The sequence below is a fragment of the Altererythrobacter sp. Root672 genome (assembly GCF_001427865.1).
Lineage (GTDB): Bacteria > Pseudomonadota > Alphaproteobacteria > Sphingomonadales > Sphingomonadaceae > Croceibacterium_A.
Genome location: NZ_LMHH01000001.1, coordinates 1,709,195 through 1,727,141, shown reverse-complemented (window position 1 = coordinate 1,727,141; position 17,947 = coordinate 1,709,195). Strand labels below are relative to the sequence as shown.

The following is a 17,947-nucleotide window of genomic DNA, read 5'->3' as shown; positions in this document are numbered from 1 at the left end:
ATTCTTGCCAACGGTCCGGAGGCAAAGTGAGCTATGGATGTCGCAGCTCAGCGGCCCTGGTGGGAACGCGGTGTAGTTTATCAAATCTACCCCCGATCCTTTCAGGACAGCGATGGCGATGGCGTAGGCGATATCCGCGGGATCGAGAGCCGGCTCGACTACATCGCTTCGCTCGGTGTCGACGCCATCTGGCTCTCGCCCATATTTCCCTCGCCGATGTCCGATTTCGGATACGACATCTCAGACTATTGCGGCATCGAGCCGATGTTTGGCTCGCTGGCAGACTTCGATCGCTTGCTGGTTGCAACCCACGCGCGCGGGCTCAAACTTCTGCTTGATTTCGTTCCCAATCACAGTTCGGACCGGCACCCATGGTTCGTCGAAAGCCGATCCGACCGCAATAATCCCAAGCGCGATTGGTATATCTGGCGCGATGCCCGGACGGAAGGAGGACCGCCGAACAACTGGATCAGCGATTTCGGCGGCTCGGCCTGGACCTGGGACGAGGCTAGGGAGCAGTACTATCTGCGCGCTTTCCTTCCGCAGCAACCCGACCTCAACTGGCGCAATCCGGAAGTCAAAGCCGCCATGCTTGATGTGCTGCGGTTCTGGTTAGACCGCGGTGTAGACGGGTTTCGGATCGATGTGCTCTGGCACATCATCAAGGCCGAGGGGCTGCCCGACAATCCCGTAAACCCCGCCTGGCAACCTGGCCAGAACGAGCGCGATCGCGTGCTCCAGCTTCACTCGACCGATCAGCCCGAAGCCCACGCGATTTCTGCAGAGATGCGCGCGCTTGCCGATAGGTACGGCGAACGGGTGTTGATCGGTGAGATTTTCCTGCCCAACGAACGCCTGGCGCGCTGGCACGGAACGCCCGAATCGCCCCAGGTCCACCTGCCATTCAATTTCGCGCTTATCGAGAACGCGTGGCACGCGGCGACACTTGCGCAGCTTATCGATGACTATGAAGCCTCGCTCCCCGAGTGGGGCTGGCCCAACTGGGTCTTGGGGAGTCACGATGCCCAGAGGGTCGCAGCAAGGCTCGGCGAAGCACAGGCGCGCGTTGCGATGATGTTGCTCCTGACCCTGCGCGGGACGCCCACCCTTTACCAGGGCGACGAGCTGGGGATCGGTGCGGTCGAAATTCCGCCGCACAGGGTCCAGGATCCCCGCGAGTTGCGTCAGCCGGGCATCGGCCTGGGGCGGGACCCCTGTCGCACACCCATGGCCTGGGACCACTCAGCTAACGGCGGCTTTAGCTCGGGGCAACCGTGGCTGCCGCTTCACGCCGACTGGCCCACTCGCAACGTGGCGGACCAGCAACTCAGGCCCGACTCCATGCTCAGTCTTACCAAACGCCTGCTCGCAATGCGGCGGGAGACTGCCGCTCTCTCGGTTGGGGACTATCGTTCCCTGCCTTGCGAGGGCAGTCTTCTTGCCTTCGAACGATGGGCAGGAGAGTCCTCGGTGCTCGTGGCTTTGAACCTGGGTGAAGAGCCTGTGCGCTTGCCGAGTAGCGCACGGACCGGGCGACGACTTATGTCCACGCTTCCCGAGGACGGGGCTTCCATGTTGCTGCTGCGAGGGAACGAAGGGGTGGTCGTGCAGCTTTCTCCCTGACAATGCGTGTCGCAATGCTCAGTCCGATTTCCTGGCGCACACCGCCGCGTGCCTATGGCCCGTGGGAGCTCGTTACGAGCCTGCTGACTGAAGCCCTCGTTAAGCGAGACATCGATGTAACCCTCTTTGCGACGCTGGATTCCCAAACGGCAGGCAAGCTCGAGGGCGTTGCCCCGAGAGGGTATTCCGAAGACCCCAGCCTGGAACCCAAGGTCTGGGAGGCGCTGCACATCGCTCACCTCTTCGAGCGCGCCGATGAATTCGACCTCGTCCACAATCAGGCGGATTTCATGCCCGTGGTCTTCTCCGGACTGGTCACGACACCGATGGTGACGACGATCCACGGCTTTTCTTCCGAGCGGATTCTTCCCGCCTATCAGCGCTACGCCGAGGGCTCGCACTATGTTTCGATCAGCAATGCCGATCGCGCTCCCTCGCTGCCCTATGCAGCAACAATCCATCACGGAATCGAGGTCGAGGAGTTCCCCTTCAATCCCGTGGGCTCGGAAGACTTGCTGTTTTTCGGCCGTATCCATCCCGACAAGGGGGCGGGCCAAGCCATTCGTGCCGCCCGTGCCGCACATCGCAGACTGATCATCTGCGGGCTGGTTCAGGACGAAAATTACCATCGCCGCGAAGTCGAACCCTTCATAGACGACAATCGGGTAATCTTCCGCGGCGTGATCGGAGGGATGGAACGCCTGCGGCAACTGGGTAACGCCAAGGGGCTTTTGCACCTCATCGGCTTCGATGAGCCGTTCGGATTGTCCGTTATCGAAGCGCTGGCTTGCGGCACTCCGGTGATAGCCTATCGCCGGGGGTCGATGCCCGAACTGATCGAACACGGCGTCACCGGCTATCTGGTCGACACCTTTGAGGAGGCCGTCGAAGCGATCGAGCGCCTGGCGCAGATCGATCGCCGCGCCTGCCGTCGATCGGTCGAAGAGCGTTTCACCGTCGGTCGCATGGCGGACGATTATCTTTCCCTCTATCGGCGGCTGCTTGGCGGAGCTTAAAGCTCGGCCTTTCGAAGAAGAAGCGTCGCGGGATCGTTGAGGACCGCGCCGGCCGGAGCGAACCGGGATCCTTGGCTTGGACAATCCCAACATTTTTTAAAGTCGTTCCGTGAACGACGCAGCCTGCACGGGAGCACACTGCAGACGGTTCGGCGTCGCCTCGGCCAGTTACCCGTGTCTCCGTGCGAAAACCTGGTCACTGAACGCCCGACCTCACGCAATCTTTAGAGGGAGGCGTCGGCGTCTAACTGCGTTCTCGTTGACTACCAGTTCGCTGAGTGGGCAACACATGGTCCCGCAGCTGAGAGCGCAGTTCGTCAGCGCCTTCGTCGGTCGAACATTCCACACTCGTCGCCCCGTTGGGCAGGTTTCGAAGACGTACGAATTCCACCCCTGCCAACGCGCAAAGCGTCATGGTCTCGGCCATTCCAAAAGAGAGATGGACAACCTTACCCGTTAGAGCGGCCGTTCGCACCCAGGCCCTCGGCCGGATCGCCATATACCGTGTTCGCTCCATTGGGTGTCCGTCAGAAAAGGTTTCAGGTCAGACGCGTCGCCTTCGGGGGAAGGGGGCGACGCGTTCATTCACCAATGGGGGCTCCGCCCCTCCGTTCCAAAATCGATCTGGGATAATCTGGCAGGCTGAAAAAGAAGGATAATTGATGCACTTTTCTGTCATTTTGAACTTCGATGCGTAGCTTCACCACGGACCGTCAGCACCAGCCCGGATTTCCTGATCCGCGAGATACCGATCGGTCCGAAGCTCTTAAACTCGCTTGAAATTCAGCACCGCATTCAAGACGAACACGATCGCCCCGGCAAACAGCGAAACGATTATCCGCGCGACGAGATAGTGGATCGAGGTGAACTCAAGGATAGCCGCATAGAGGACCATCGTGATGGCCAACCCAATTCCGGCATTGATGAGGAAATAGGCATAGCCGGATGTCTTTCCTCGCTCAGTGCCGCGAAAGATCCACGAGCGACCGAGCAGGTAATGCAGAGTATTTGCCGTAATGAACCCAATGCCGGCGGCAGGGACCTCTTGCACCCCGACTTCTACCAAGCCCCAGAGCACTGCGAGGCCCACCCCAAAAGCGACACAGCTAACGACCGAGTTTCGCCACAGCATGGCCCCGACGTGAAGCGACCATAGACGCGAGACGAGACCGCGTTTTGGTGACGCGTCATCGGGCACGATATCTGGCTCGCGCCGCACCAGATGCGGCTTCATGTAGTTGATGGGGACAGGCCCATGAGGGGAGTGGGTTTGGGTTGAAGTTCTCCTGCGTCGGCCCATTCGGTTCGCCGCGCGATCCACGGGTTGAAGAACAGGATGGGCAGCTTGAAGAACAGCAGCTCGGAATGGATGAAGGTGTCGACCGCCCGCTCCCACCACCTGGCTTCGCGCTTCCCGTGCTCGCGCAACCAGCCTTCGTACGGCGCCCAATGACTGGGTTCGTCCTTGCGGATGATTTCGAAAATGCGGGTGAGAATGGGATCGCTCATGACGAACTTGTTCGCGAGGAGTTCGTCCAGCGTACGGTAGCCACGCTGCTCGGTCAGAGAGATTACTCGGCAGAGCCGCTCGAAAAGCTCGTCACTGTCGATCACTGCCTGCGTGTCTAGGCGGTCGATCGGGGTGCGAAACATGATCTCGACGAACCTGTCGATGTGCCCGAATGTACGATCCAGAGCCAAGGGCATCATCCCGCGACGCTCGAACCACCGTCGAAACATCAGGTAGTGCTTGCGCTCGTCGGCCCGGTGTTGCTCGATCGCTGCGATCAACTCGATATTTTTCGGTGAGCGGGCGCGCACGGCTTCGAGGACACGATCGATGGCCGTGTAACCCCGGTGTTCGTTGTAGATGTAGATCGATCCAAGCAGGTCGAGGTAGCGGCGGCCAATCCAGTCGAGCATAGCAACTCCGTCATACGCCCGCCTCGACCCCGGTCGGGTGTAAACCTGAGGCCAGATGACGCAATGGCTCTGCGAACGATATAGGGATGGGTGCGAAGCGACCGAACCATGTGGGGCAAGTTAAAGACGGCCTGCGCGTCGTCGTCCAAAAGGCAGCATACCGCAGATGAACCCCACCGTCAGGAGGAGCACGATAGTGAGGACGCTCGGCATCTTTGCCTCCCCGGCAAAGATCCTCCCGCTGCAAAGCTATAAGCGAAACTGCCGAGCGAATTCTTCCACCTCGGTTACCGATTTGGCTCGGTGCAGTGACATGAGCTCTCGGCGAGCCCCGAGAGGGATTTTGGGGAACAAGGCGAGCCAACGATAGGTCGGCTTAACCGCGCCAGTGCCGCATGGCTTGCTCATACTTTCTGCGAGCATCCCCGAGTTCTCGCTCCAGCTTGGGTTTTTCCGCTTGATGCCGTCGTTCGGTCTCGTGCCGATCGCGCGTGATTTCGGCTTCTCTTTCCGCCAGAACCTGGTCCTCCGCGCTGTGGCGTGCTTCCATGTCCGCTAACCTCTGCTCGGCTCGAGCGAGGGCCGTTCGATCGGGTCGCGGTTTGGGTTTGGGCGAAGACTTTGGGGCAACGCGCGTGCTAGCCGGCTTCGCAGCCGCTGGCTTTTTCGGTTTTCGTTCTCGAGCTGGCAAAGCGGCGATCTGCTCTGCCTCGGTACCTCGCAGGCGGCGTATGATTTGACCTGGGTGTTCGAGGGGCTCCCTTGAAAGGTCGGGATCCTCCACTTGTTCGGCGACGCCTCGTGCAAAGAGGTCAGCATCACTGCCCCAAGCCTCGAGCGCTGCCTTCCGGCTCGGGGCTGCCACATAGGCATCGTGAAAGCCGATTGGAGTGCGGAAGACCTTCAACTTCTGCGCACGGGGCATCAGAATGCTTCGTCGTCCGCCAGCTCAATCCACACCGGAGCGTGATCGCTGGTCTTGTCCCAACCACGTGGGACCCGGTCCACTCCGGCACGGGAAAGCCGCGCGAGGGCTGCGCGGTTGAGCAGGAAGTGGTCGATGCGCAGCCCAGCGTTCCGCTCGAAAGCGCCGCGCCAGTATTTCCAGAAGGTGTAGACGGTTTCGTTGGGATGCAGGAGCCGCAGAGCGTCGGTCCAGCCATCGTCGAGCAGGCGCTGGTATGCTGCCCTAACCTCTGAAGCGAACAGCGCATCATCGCGCCAGCGCTCGGGGGCGTAGACGTCCTGGTCCGTCGGAATAATGTTGTAGTCGCCCGCGATGACGATGGGAGCGTTCAGACCGACCAGCGGCTTCAAATGCGCTTGCAACCGGTCGAACCACTTCAGCTTGAAGTCGAACTTGGGTCCGGGCCGGGGGTTGCCGTTGGGCGCGTAGAGCCCGGCGATGAGGACGCCGTTGATTGCAGCTTCGATATAACGACTTTGCGTGTCCTGCGGATCGCCGAGAAGTCCTCGGCGCGTTTCACAGATCTCTCCAACGCGGCTGAGCAGCGCAACACCGTTCCAACGGCTTTCGCCGTGCCAGATCGCTTGATAGCCAGCCGATCGAATGGCCTCGTCGGGAAACTTTTCCTGGGGTGCTTTGAGCTCCTGGAGACACACCACGTCGGGCTCGGCCAGTTCCAGCCATCGAAGCAGGACAGGGAGCCGCCCGTTGATGCCGTTCACGTTGTAGGTCGCGATCTTCATCCAAGTTGCGGCTTCGTTAGCGCCATAGGACTCCCACTTTCAGTGCGCTCCCGGCAACCTTTGTAACGATCGACGCGTTGGTGGGCGATCAAGGAGGCTGAGATGTCAGACGACAAGAGATTGCGCGTGCCGCAGGATGGTTCCCGCATTGCCATGGGGGAGGACTACGAGGTCGACTACTGGACCGATGCGCTAGGCGTATCTCGGGAGCGGCTTCAGGAAGCCATCGACCAGGTCGGTAACAGTGCGGAAGCGGTGAGAGAGTTTCTCGGTAAGTAGCGAATTCGCTCGGTACTCTATCCTATGGGTGCGCGAGTTGATCGTTAGGAATACCAGGCTAAGCCTGCTCTCGGGCGCGCGGCCATCGGGTCGCAGTCGAGACGCGCGTCCAATTTGCCGGCGCCATCCCGCATGGAACCCGATGGCCCAGCCTCTTAAGGTTGAGGGGCGAGGCCGTTAGCATTTTCGTGGCACCAAGCAGATCGCCGAACGGCAGGAAGAAGCCAACTGAGGCCCCAAGCGCTCGCTCGACGCCCGGAACGATAGGTACAGTCGGATGGATCGAGGCGGACAGATCGGGCCTACCTAACCTATTGGCAGATGATGGCCGTTAGTCGCTCCAGGAGATGACCAGCCGTCCGTTGGCGGGCACGTTGAAATCTATCCGATCGGCCTCGCGCTCGTGACCATGCAATTGATCGCCGCCGGCCGTGACGACCTTAAGCTTGGGCAATTTCCGGCGCTTCTCACGAACGAAGCTGAGCGCGGCCAGGCAGGTTTCGCCGCCATCGAGGACGATGCTCATTGAAAAGTCGCTCGTCCGCTCGCTGGCGCGAATGAAATGATCGCAAAAAAGCTTGAACGGCGCGCTCTCGACCGGATGGAAGCTACGCGTGGCGAATACCAAGGCCGCGCCAGCGCCATAAATCTCCTGACCCACCTGCCCTGCACATTGACCATCAGGATAGAGGTCTTCCAAGGGGAACGAGAGCTTGCGGTCGATGTGTCCGTTGCGGTTTTCGGTCGCGAGGATCTCGGGAGGCAACGCATCCGGATAGTAAAACCAGGCCCGATCGAGCGCATACTTGCAGTATTCCGCCACCAGCATGCGTACCGCAGGATCGAGGTCGGGCCCGCACTCGTCCAGGAACACCTCAAACGCCGTGAAGGCATCGAAACACTCGTAGATCGCCATATAGGGCGCGTCCTGAAGGCAAGTCGCGCCGAGGAAGTTGCTGTAGTGCACCGCATGCTCGAGCTCGCTCTCCCATATCTCGCAATTATGGAAGAAGCTGGCGAGATACACGTAGCTCTGCTCGGCGTAAGTGTAGTCGTTGGTAATGCGATAGAGCCGCATGCAGGCTGCAGCTCCCCAGGCGGTGAGGTTGGCCTGGTAATTGAGGTTGAACCGCATGCCCATCGCGGTGTCGATCGCGGCCTTGGCCTCGGCCAGGAACTTGGGGTCGCCCGTGAGCTCGTGAGCCTGGAGCATAATGTAGGCGTATAGGCCACCAACATCCGTCTGGCCCCGATCATCGTTCGCTGTCGCCGTTATGATCGAGAAGTCCGTGACCTTGTACTGGATGGGCCACCGATAATCGAAATGACGGGCCGCCTTGATGCTGAAGTCGATGCAGTCGAGAAACAGCTTGGCGGCGGGCTTGTCGCCGGCCAGCCCCATTCGAGCTAGGTTGAGCATCGGGTGGTAGAGGTACCAGCTGTCGACGGCATCGGCGTCCTTGTCATCGCCCACGTTTGGCAAATAGCGCCGAAGCACCTTGAGCTTGGGATCGTAGAAGCGCTTGAGACCCGCCCGCAGTTCGGATTCGAGTGGATGCGGTTCCCCCTTCCAGCGTCCCCAATCGAATACTGCGGCCAACACCGAAAGCTGGACCATCGAGTCCGGGTATTCGTCGGCAGTGTACGGATGGATGTAACGATGACCGTAATGGCGGATGCTCGCCTCAGGCGCGCTCTCGAGATCCGCCAGCGTCCGTTCCGCGCGAGCAATCCAGTCGCGATAGTTGGTTCGGGGCAGGTCGATCAACTTGTAGGCTTCGCCCAGCATCTGGAGAAACTGCCGGGCGGACTCCCTCTCGTGAGGAGGAGCACGATGCCGAAACACCACGATAGCGTCCGACAGGCACACTTCAACGCCGGCCTGGAGCGCATCTGATGGAGGCGTGCCGCCCTGGGCAGGCGACGGCAAAAGGTAGCCCAGTTCCGGCCACAGGCCGCCGACCGATCCGTCAGGGCTGGTCTTTGTAGCGCGATAGTAGCCGTTCATGGCGGTCAGGTTCTGGAAGTAGAGAACATTGCCGAAGGCCGGTTCGTCGATGCGAAAGTACAACAGTCCGCTATTGAGCCCGCGTTGCGCGGCCTCGACGTTGCCTTTGGCGCTGGTTGGATCATCGTTGACGTCGAGCGGGTAAAGGTCGCGTGGCATGAACGGCACCAGCATCGGTACCGAGGGTGTGAAAGTCACTGTCAGCCGCACATGCCCCAGAGCATCGCCCCCGGCTGTGATGACAACCTCATGACAGCCAAGGGGGCTCTCCACCTTCAGCCGCTTGCTCTCTCCGGGTTGCGCGGTCGTTGTCGAACATTTGAAGTTCATGGGCAGGAACGCTGCGCGCAATGCCAAACCGCCGGCGCCGGGCCGGCGGACGATTAACCAAATTGAATCTTGAGTTGTCAGAATCTCTGCGGTTAGGTCACCGATTTCGAAGGCCCCTAGTCTCTCGCGGGGACCATCTGACAAGGCTTGCGCGAGCGCGGTTACATAAGGGCTGACCGGAACGCGCGGCGGAGTTCCGGCCCGGCCTTTCGAGGAAGCGCGATGGGCAGTCTGAGTGGCCATCTGAGTTTACGCCGCCAAGGGCGCGCCCGCATAGCGATCATATTCCTCGGCATAACGCCGAGTCAGCCTGGCCTGATCTTCCACGGATGCCTTCTCTTTGAGGCCGAGAAACCAGTTACCCTCCTCGGCGTAGACATGGTGCGCAACAGCGCCTTCGATATGCTCAAGCTTGTCGATGAAGTCTTGGCTCATAGGATCCAACTTTTCGAGCAGGGCCATCTGCACTTTGACCATGGCCTGTTCGTCATACCCGGCTGCCGCGTGCGCCTTCTCGCCATCTTCGGCGAGCGCCGGGTAGATGACCGATTCTTCGGCATTGGCGTGCCCCGTTAGCAGCGCTCCAAGCTGTTTGAGCGCCGTCCTGCGTGAACCCGCGTCGCCAGTAGCCTTTACCTCAGAGAAGGCATCTTCGATCTGCAAATGATGTTGCAAGATCAGCGAGAGCCAGTCGCCTGGCGTCGCGGCCTCATTGGCCTTGGCGCGGGCTTCCATCCTGGCCTCTTCGCTTTCGGGCGGAGTGACGGCGGCGATGACCTTGTCGATGATGGACATGAGACTTTTCCTGTTCTCGCGGCCTGTGGGCCCGGACAGGTCCAGAACCGAGCGTCGCAATGCCCGTTCCAGAACTCACCTATGGCAAACAGTTCCGACCAGCGAGCTTAACTCGGGATGGAATCTCGATGGCCGTGTGGCTTTGCGTGCCCACCGTGGCGAAGGAAGGCTTCGTCCAGCTCAGACTGCAACCGTTCGCCTTCCTCGCCGCCCACGAACTTCATCAGGGCATCGACCTTGGCCTCGAGACGGTCATCGTTCTCCTTTGAGGAGGGCGAGCCTATGTAGAGAAAGTACGCCAAGCCCACGACTTGCCAGAGCAGCTGCAGAAACTCGGACTGCCAGTTCTCGAAGGTGTCTCGCGCCATCACGGTCAGGTATTCGCCCGTGGCCGGCTCCTGGCCATGTTGATGGGCCTCATCCACAAATGACAGCCATCCGAACCACCAATGCAGTCCGAACGATACTGCAAAGAAGGCCAGTGTAAGCCAGGCGTAGGCGTATTTCCCAAGCAGGCCATGCTTTGCGGCCTTGCGCTCGGTGCTGGCCATCACTCAGACTCCCTTTTCAAAGCGGTCACGTTGGTAAGTTCCTCAGTCATTTTGAAAAACTCCTCTTCCCTCTTCCTAAAGGGCAAAGGCGCGAAAGCGTTCCGCTAGGTCCACCGAACTTCATTCCCCGTAAGTGCCTCAAAAGTTAGCTTTGGAACGTTGCTGCAAGCGTCGGGTTCGAACTGCACCCAGCCCGGAAGGCAGACACCATGCAAGAGCACGATCATACGACGCTCGATCGAGACGACGCGCCCATCACCGCTGCGAAAAAGGTCGATGCCGAGCGAACCTTGTTCGCCGAGAGCGTAACCATCAATCGACCGGCACAAGAGCTTTACGACTTCTGGCGCAACCCAGGGAACCTGGTGCAAGTGGTGGAGAACATCGTGTCTATAGAGCCGCTCGGACCCGATCGCTCACGATGGACGGTGAAGGCGCCCGCTGGACGGGAGGTTAGCTGGGAATCCGTCATCACCAAGGATGTGCCGGGCGAGGAAATTTACTGGCAATCCGCTGAAGGCGCGGAAGTCGCCAACAGCGGGCGAATTGAGTTCCAGGACGCCGGTCGCCGTGGGACCGTGGTTCGTGCAGTCATCGCCTACGACGCCCCAGGCGGAACTCTCGGCCGGCTGATTGCCAAGATCGCTCAGCGCGAACCGCGCATTCAGACCCGCCGCGACCTGCACCGTTTCAAGCAGTTGATGGAAACCGGGGAGATCGCCACCGGCGCGCGCAATCGCCGCATCCTCAACGAACTGCGGGGAGAAGAACAATGAAGGCGATCACCTGGCACGGTAAGCACGACGTCCGCTGCGACACAGTCGACGATCCCGAGATCCTCAATCCGCGCGATGCCATTATCCGCATTACCAGTACGGCGATCTGCGGGTCGGACCTGCACCTCTATGACGGCTACATCCCGACGATGAAGGCCGGGGACGTGCTTGGTCATGAGTTCATGGGGGAGGTCGTCGAGGTTGGCCCTCAGAGCACTCTCAAACGCGGTCAGCGGGTCGTGGTCCCGTTCACTATCGCCTGTGGCAAATGCTACCATTGCGAGAAGCATCAGTACTCCGGCTGCGAGAACGGCAACCCGGCGGACAATCAGGACATCGGCCGCACCGGCATGGGCCAGGCCATGGGCGGAGCCTTCGGCTATTCGCATATGACCGGGGGTTACTCGGGCGGTCAGGCCGAATACGTCCGCGTGCCGTTTTCGGATGTCGGACCCCTGGTCATTCCCGATGACAGCATTGAGGACGAGAAGGTGCTGTTCCTCACCGACATCCTTCCCACCGGATGGATGGGGGCCGAGAATGCGCAGATCGAGCCCGGCGACACCATCGCCGTGTGGGGTTGCGGACCGGTCGGACTATTCGCTGTCCAGTCAGCGTTCCTGATGGGTGCAGAGCGCGTGATAGCGATCGACCACTTCCCTCACCGGCTTGAACTGGCAAAGAAGTTCGGTGCCGAAACGATCAACTACGAGCAGACCAAGGTCTACGAAGCCTTGCAGGATATGACCGGCGGCATCGGGCCCGATGCTTGCATCGATTGTGTCGGGCTTGAGGCCCACGGGGCCTTCGCCGACAACATCCTTGATCAGATCAAGGTCTCGACGTTCCTTGGCACCGACCGTGCACACGTGATCCGCCAGATCATCCTTGCCGCCCGGCGAGGCGGTCGCGTCTCCATGCCTGGCGTTTATGGAGGATTCGTCGATAAGTTCCCCTTGGGGGCCTTCATGGAAAAGGGGCTGACGCTGCGCACCGGCCAGACCCCGGTGCAGAAGTATCTTCGCCCGCTCTACACCGCGATCGCCGAGGGCAAGATCGACTCCACGTTCCTCATCAGCCATCGCATGCCGCTGGAACAGGGCCCTGAAGGATACCAGAAGTTCCACGACGAGCAGGATACTTACACCAAGATCGTGCTCAAGCCTGGCTCGCAGGCGGGTGAGCAATTGGCGGCCTGAGGTCCCTCGCTCAGGGATGATCCAAGCGCGTCTCGACGCGCATCAACGATACAGCGGTGCGGCGGGGCTGGGTGAGCATGAAGTGGACAGCCACCGCGATATCTTCGGCGCGAAGCATCCGATGCTTGGCGATCAGCTCACGCTGCTTATCGGGAGGAAACTCAGGGTACTGGAAGTCGGCCCCCGTGAACCCGGGTTCAATCAAACCGACTTTGATGTCCTGTTCGGCGAGCTCCACGCGCAAAGATTTGGCGAAACCCTGGATGCCGGACTTGGCCGCGACGTAGATCGAACTGCCACCCGACCGCGACACCGCAGACATCGACCCAATGAGCACAATGTCGCTACCGGCCTTCATTCGCTTTGCAGCCATCTGCGTGGTCGTCAGGTACGAAGCAAAGTCGACAGCGATCTGGTAGTCGGTCTCATCCCTGCTGGTCTCGGCCAGCGCATCGGCCGGAATCGCCGCGTTTATGACGGCAAGGTCGAGACCTCCCAGGTACCTCTTGGCTTCCTTGAAGAAGTCTTCGGCTCCTTCGCGTGTCGCGAGATCTACGTTCACACCCGAACCTTCGCCCACTTGGCCAATGCGCTCGAGCGCGTCTTCGAGATGCTCGCTCGTACGACCGCAGACGAACACTTTGACGCCGGCGCTGGCCAGGAGAACGGCAATGGCCCGACCAATGCCAGTCGTGCCGCCGGTCACAATGGCCTTGCGTCCCGTCAGGCTCGGCATTTCGGTATGGACATCCGACAGCGAAGCGGCGTCGGGTTCACGATGACGGGCCATTGGCTCAAGCTCCCGGATTGGCATCGAGATCGACTTTCAATTCGCGGGGCCAATGACGCAAAGCGCGTGCCGCCGCGATAAACGCCGATGCGTCGGCAGCCTTGGCAAGCGGCAGGCACGCCTCGTCGAGATCGTCTGCGATCCCGGCCTTCTCAAAAATGGGTTTGGCTTCGGCTCCGACCGCGATGAACTTGCAGTGGGCAAAGGCGTCGGTAACGAAATCTTTCGCGGCTGCATCCTTCGCGAGCAGTGCTGCTCCCTCGGAGGAGACCAATACCGCGACCGCATCGAACAGGACCGATGGCCCTCCATCGATCTTGTGCTTTGCCGCTACCGTAGTGCCGTCCCCCAGCGTGACACCACCGATCTTGGGAGCCACCACCTCGTAGACCGCGCCTTCGGCATCGACCGCAGCGAGAAGCGCCTTGAAGATCGCCGCATCCGCCCCGTCACTGAGCAAGATGCCGAGCTTGCGCCCTTTGAAGCTCTCGGGGCCGTTCTTGACGATGCTCAGCGGATCCGATGCCGGAAGGTTAGCCAAGGGCTCGCGCGCAGCCACAGCAGGAGCGGGCAAGTCGAGCGCCAGTCCATCGGCCACCGTCGCCGCGAGCGCTGCATCAATGTTCCTGAGGTGCGAGACGACCCGCCCTCGAATGTCCGGCCGTTCGACCTTGGAAAGCTCGAACACCAAAGCATCGCCGATGTGCTTCTGCTCAATCTCGGTCTGGCTGATGAAGAACTGTCGCGCCTGGCTGTAGTGGTCGGCAAAACTCTCAGAACGCACCCGCTGTTTGGGGCCATCGGCAGTTTCCGCAAAGCTTCTGAAGCCGCGAACGGGATCTTCGCGGGGTCCGCCGTGCGTCGGCCCCCAACTGTTGGGCTCGTAGTTCGCGCGGCCCTTCGGATTGCGCATCGCCATGTGCCCGTCCTGCTGGAAGTGAGCCATCGGGCATTTGGGCGCATTGATCGGAATATGCGTAAAATTGGGGCTGCCCAAGCGTTTGATCTGGGTGTCGAGATAGGAGAAGTTACGGCCCTGCAGCAGCGGGTCGTTCGAGAAATCGATGCCGGGCGGCACGTTCTGCGTACAGAACGCAACCTGCTCGGTTTCGGCGAAGAAGTTGTCGACCACCCGGTCAAGCACCAGGCGGCCGATCACCCGGATCGGGACAAGCTCCTCGGGTATGAGTTTGGTGGCATCGAGCACATCGAAGTCAAAGCTGTCGGCGAAATCATCGTCGAATAGCTGGACCCCGAGTTCCCATTCGGGGAAGTCTCCGCCATTGATCGCATCCCACAGATCTCGGCGATGGAAGTCGGGGTCGGCGCCGTTGATCTTGACCGCTTCGTTCCACACCACCGATTGCAAGCCCTGCTTGGGCTTCCAGTGGAACTTGACGAAAGTCGATTTGCCCTCGTCATCGAGCAACCGGAAGGTATGCACTCCGAAGCCTTCCATTGTCCGGAAGGAACGCGGAATCGCGCGGTCGGACATGGTCCACATGATCATGTGGAAGCTCTCGGGTGTGAGGCTGATGAAGTCCCAGAAATTGTCGTGCGCCGAGGCCGCCTGCGGAAATTCGCGATCGGGTGCGGGCTTTACCGAATGGACAAGGTCCGGGAACTTCAGCGCGTCCTGGATGAAGAAGACCGGTATGTTGTTACCCACCAGGTCCCAGTTGCCCTCCTGGGTGTAGATCTTGACCGCAAAGCCACGGACGTCGCGCGCGAGGTCGAAAGAACCCTTGGCACCAGCCACCGTTGAAAATCTGACAAAGGCGGGCGTGCGCTCACCGACGCGCTGGAAGATGTCGGCCCGGCTCACATCGCCAAGACTCTCGGTCAGTTCGAAGAAACCGTGTGCCCCGTAGCCTCGTGCGTGGACGACGCGTTCGGGGATCCGCTCATGGTCGAAATGAAAGATCTTCTCGCGGAAGTGGGCGTCTTCGAGCAGTGTCGGGCCCCGCGCTCCCTGCTTGAGACTGTTCTGGTCGTCAGCGACCGGAATGCCCTGCTGGGTCGTCAGAACAGCGACATCGTCGCCGGCCTTCTGATGCGTTTCGCCGCCATCGGCCTGTGTTTCGCCAAAGGAGAAGGAAATCCCTGCATCGTCCGGGATGGCGGCGACCTTAGGCAGCGTTGCGCCCGGTATATCATTCCCCGCGACTTCGGATGGCGTCAGGGCCTCTGCGGATTTTCGGGCGTCGTTGGATTTCGGCTTCTTGGCCATCATGGAATCCTCGTCGTTGCAGGATGCCTTGCCGGCTTGGCAAAACACGCACATGGAGTGGCGCCGAACGGCGAGGGCCGCTGCGGACCGGTGAGGAAAGAACCCCCGCGGCTCCGCTAAGTTGCAGTCTGCGCATCCAAACTAACCTGGATCATCACGATTTTTGATCCGGGCTCGAAACCGCCCACGCGATCATCGGTTAGGGCGCTGCGCTGGTCAGTGCGGCTCGGTTCAATGCTCCCCGGAGGGGCCCCGAAGATAGATAGGGCTTCTTCCTTATTCGTAGGTCTCGTGCGCCGGCTAACGATCAAGGAAGTTCCTTCGCGTGTCCCAAATGGCCTTCGACGATGGGCGCAATCTCGCCGGCAAAGGCCTTGATCGAAGCCACGGTGCCGTTTTGTGCCTGACTCTTGAGAAGAGCTAGCGCCTCTTCGTGCGCCGCGGCTTGCTGCTGGGCATACATCGCATCGAAATTGTCGCCGGCGGCAATCAGCGCATCAAGGTTCGCTCGATGCTTGGCCTGCATCGCCGTTGGGACGGTCAGCCCTACGGCTTGAGAAACGGCTGCTTTCAGTTTCTCGGTGGAAGCGGTGTGATCAGTGATCATCATCTGAGCAAACGATTTGACCTTCTCGCTCTTGCCTTCTTGCTGGGCGAGCTTTGCCGCTTCAATCTCGTACATGTCGCTCGACGCAGCAGCATCCACGAAGCCCTGGGGCGTCGAAGGGTCAGGCAAAGCCGCTTCGGCCGTGGGCGGGGCAACGTCACTCGTCGAGACATCCGTGGGCTCTTCGCGCGCCGTGTCGTTGTTACACGAAGCGAGCGCGAGCGCGCCGGCAACGCCGGCAAATAGCTGGGCTTTCGTGGGTCCTGTGTCCTTGTGTGACTGCCACTCCGCAACAAGGTTGCGTTCCCTGAAGTTCCAGTTCTTGGTTTTGTTATAAGCGCGGGGTTCCCGCCATCCCGGTAAGTCTCGGCCCCAGGTGGTCCTTTTGTCAAAAGGATCGAAGGTTCTGTCTGATCGTTGGCGGTTGGCTTGCGGAGATTTCGATGAACTGGCCACAGCAACTGATCATAGTGCGCCACGGTCAAAGTGCCGGGAACGTCGCAAGGGACGCCGCGCATGACGCTGCCGCCGATCGCATCGCCCTCAACAGCCGCGATGCCGATGTGCCGCTGAGCGAATTGGGACGGGAGCAAGCCCGCGCCCTCGGTCTGTGGTTTGCCGACCAACCCGAAGCGAAGCGACCGGATGTCTTGCTTTCGTCGCCCTATGTCCGGGCGCTCGAAACGGCCGAGGTCTTTCGCGAGGCAGGCGGAACCGTCGAGCGTGAGCCGATCTGCTTCGACGAACGCCTGCGCGAGAAGGAGTTTGGCATCCTCGACGGCCTGACTACCTACGGTGTCGCCAATATCTTTCCCGAGCAGGCGGAATTTCGCCAGCTGCTCGGCAAATTCTATCACCGTCCCCCGGGTGGCGAGAGCTGGTGCGACGTCATCCTGCGCTTGCGTTCGGTACTCGACACGATCTCGTTGCACTACCGCGAGCGACGCGTGATGATCTTCACGCACCAGGTCGTCGTTCTTTGCATGCGCTATATTCTCGAGACGCTCGATGAAGCGTCCATCCTGCAGATCGACAAGGAAGGCGACATCGCCAACTGCGCTGTCACCGAATACCTCTACGATCCTAACGCGGGGAGCGACGGAAAACTCCGGCTTGCCCGGTACAATGTCACGGCGCCGATGCAGCAGCAGCACACCCCGGTCACCAGCGCCCCCGACCCGATCGTGGGACGCCGGGGCTAATGGAGAGGCTCGATCGCACCTGGCTGCAGCGCCATCCGCTTCCCTCACCAGCTGGCGGGGACAAGAATGCGCGCGGACGCGTCCTTGTCGTAGGTGGCGCGGAATTCGTGCCCGGCGCGCTCAGGCTGACCGGTGAGGCGGCGCTGCGCGCTGGAGCGGGAAAGCTACAGATGGCCACCGTTCGGGCAGCAGCCATGTCGCTGGCGGTCCTGATGCCCGAGGCTGCAATGATCGCGCTGCCCGCCGATGAAGATGGCGAGATCGCACCCGATGCCGTCGAATTGCTTGGGGAGCGGCTCAAGAGTTGCGACACGCTGGTACTTGGACCGGGTATGTCGGCAAGCGAACGAACCGAGCAACTGGTTGCATCGCTTTTGTCGAGCCCCTCGGCGGAACAGACAATCGTTCTTGATGCTGCCGCGCTCACCTGTGCCAGCAAGCTGGCCGGCTTGGTCGCCGCGCACGAGGGCCGCGTCATCATGACGCCTCACCACGGCGAAATGGGATACCTGATGGGGCTCCCGCCAGAGGCCGTGACGGCCGATCCGCTTGCCGCAGCTGAACAGGTTGCGCGGGATTTTCGCGCCGTCGTCGTGCTCAAGGGCACAGAGACCCTTGTCGCTGTTCCCGGCCGCGAACCGTTGCTTTTCGAAGGCGGAAACGCTGGCCTCGCGACCGGCGGATCAGGCGACGTCCTAGCCGGCTTGATTGGAGGACTCGCCGCACGGGGAGCTGAGCCCTTAAGCGCTGCGGGGTGGGGCGTCTTTGTTCATGGCGCGGCGGGCGAACGCGCAGCGGCCGAAATCGCCGAAATCGGGTTCTTGGCCCGAGACCTTCTACCCTCTATTCCCGGATTGCTCGCAAAATTCGGGCGCTAGGTCTTCGCCCCTCTATCAACTGTGGCAAAG

Annotated in this window: 16 protein-coding genes; 7 read left to right on the top strand and 9 right to left on the bottom strand. The window is 60.7% G+C overall.

From position 1 onward, the window contains the following. The first annotated feature begins 33 nt into the window (after positions 1-33). A complete protein-coding gene (locus tag ASD76_RS08285; protein ID WP_055921048.1) occupies positions 34-1,623 on the top strand; it encodes an alpha-amylase family glycosyl hydrolase in 1,590 nt (529 codons plus the stop codon). A 2-nt stretch (positions 1,624-1,625) separates the two neighbouring features. Next, positions 1,626-2,639: a glycosyltransferase family 4 protein gene (locus tag ASD76_RS08280; protein ID WP_055921045.1), complete on the top strand. Its 1,014-nt coding sequence runs from the start codon at positions 1,626-1,628 to the stop codon at positions 2,637-2,639. A 766-nt stretch (positions 2,640-3,405) separates the two neighbouring features. Here ASD76_RS08280 and ASD76_RS17915 read toward each other — a convergent pair. The 3 genes from ASD76_RS17915 to xth all read right to left on the bottom strand — a co-directional run bounded on the left by ASD76_RS17915 (position 3,406) and on the right by xth (position 6,272). After that, positions 3,406-3,873: a GtrA family protein gene (locus ASD76_RS17915; protein ID WP_162249650.1), complete on the bottom strand. Its 468-nt coding sequence runs from the start codon at positions 3,871-3,873 to the stop codon at positions 3,406-3,408. Beyond that, the gene (locus ASD76_RS08270; protein ID WP_055921039.1) at positions 3,870-4,562 is read right to left on the bottom strand and encodes a hypothetical protein; all 693 of its coding nucleotides are present in this window, start codon (positions 4,560-4,562) and stop codon (positions 3,870-3,872) included. The genes ASD76_RS17915 and ASD76_RS08270 overlap by 4 nt, the downstream gene beginning before the upstream one ends. A gap of 924 nt (positions 4,563-5,486) precedes the next feature. Beyond that, entirely contained in the window at positions 5,487-6,272 is a 786-nt protein-coding gene (xth, locus tag ASD76_RS08260; RefSeq protein WP_055921033.1) for an exodeoxyribonuclease III, read from the bottom strand. Between the two features lie 102 nt (positions 6,273-6,374). Between xth and ASD76_RS17910 the strand changes: the two genes are divergently transcribed. Next, the gene (locus ASD76_RS17910) at positions 6,375-6,551 is read left to right on the top strand and encodes a DUF3606 domain-containing protein (protein ID WP_082553679.1); all 177 of its coding nucleotides are present in this window, start codon (positions 6,375-6,377) and stop codon (positions 6,549-6,551) included. 331 nt (positions 6,552-6,882) lie between these two features. On the opposite strand, the gene ASD76_RS08255 is transcribed toward ASD76_RS17910, so the two are convergent. The 3 genes from ASD76_RS08255 to ASD76_RS08245 form a co-directional block, all read right to left on the bottom strand. Further along, a complete protein-coding gene (locus ASD76_RS08255) occupies positions 6,883-8,889 on the bottom strand; it encodes a hypothetical protein (protein WP_235506574.1) in 2,007 nt (668 codons plus the stop codon). Positions 8,890-9,138: 249 nt separating this feature from the next. After that, entirely contained in the window at positions 9,139-9,684 is a 546-nt protein-coding gene (locus ASD76_RS08250) for a hemerythrin domain-containing protein (protein ID WP_055921027.1), read from the bottom strand. A gap of 107 nt (positions 9,685-9,791) precedes the next feature. Continuing rightward, a complete protein-coding gene (locus ASD76_RS08245; RefSeq protein ID WP_055921024.1) occupies positions 9,792-10,235 on the bottom strand; it encodes a DUF6766 family protein in 444 nt (147 codons plus the stop codon). A 209-nt stretch (positions 10,236-10,444) separates the two neighbouring features. On the opposite strand from ASD76_RS08245, the gene ASD76_RS08240 reads away from it, so the two are divergent. Then, a complete protein-coding gene (locus tag ASD76_RS08240; RefSeq protein ID WP_055921021.1) occupies positions 10,445-11,011 on the top strand; it encodes an SRPBCC family protein in 567 nt (188 codons plus the stop codon). Then, positions 11,008-12,210 (top strand): zinc-dependent alcohol dehydrogenase, encoded by a 1,203-nt coding sequence (locus ASD76_RS08235; protein WP_055921018.1) that lies wholly within the window; start codon positions 11,008-11,010, stop codon positions 12,208-12,210. The genes ASD76_RS08240 and ASD76_RS08235 overlap by 4 nt, the downstream gene beginning before the upstream one ends. Before the next feature lie 10 nt (positions 12,211-12,220). Here the strand turns inward: ASD76_RS08235 and ASD76_RS08230 are convergent, their stop codons facing one another. From ASD76_RS08230 to ASD76_RS18200, 3 genes are all read right to left on the bottom strand, one after another. Then, a complete protein-coding gene (locus tag ASD76_RS08230) occupies positions 12,221-13,000 on the bottom strand; it encodes an SDR family oxidoreductase (protein WP_055921015.1) in 780 nt (259 codons plus the stop codon). A 4-nt stretch (positions 13,001-13,004) separates the two neighbouring features. Continuing rightward, a complete protein-coding gene (locus tag ASD76_RS08225) occupies positions 13,005-15,230 on the bottom strand; it encodes a catalase (protein ID WP_082553779.1) in 2,226 nt (741 codons plus the stop codon). Between the two features lie 307 nt (positions 15,231-15,537). Next, positions 15,538-16,293: a DUF4142 domain-containing protein gene (locus tag ASD76_RS18200; protein WP_156457593.1), complete on the bottom strand. Its 756-nt coding sequence runs from the start codon at positions 16,291-16,293 to the stop codon at positions 15,538-15,540. Here ASD76_RS18200 and ASD76_RS08215 point away from each other — a divergent pair. Beyond that, positions 16,281-17,039: a histidine phosphatase family protein gene (locus ASD76_RS08215; protein ID WP_055921009.1), complete on the top strand. Its 759-nt coding sequence runs from the start codon at positions 16,281-16,283 to the stop codon at positions 17,037-17,039. The genes ASD76_RS18200 and ASD76_RS08215 overlap by 13 nt on opposite strands. Beyond that, positions 17,039-17,917 carry an NAD(P)H-hydrate dehydratase gene (locus ASD76_RS08210; protein WP_055921006.1) on the top strand — a complete coding sequence of 293 codons (879 nt, stop codon included), beginning with the start codon at positions 17,039-17,041 and terminating at the stop codon, positions 17,915-17,917. Before ASD76_RS08215 ends, ASD76_RS08210 begins: the two co-directional genes overlap by 1 nt. Positions 17,918-17,947 lie beyond the last annotated feature (30 nt).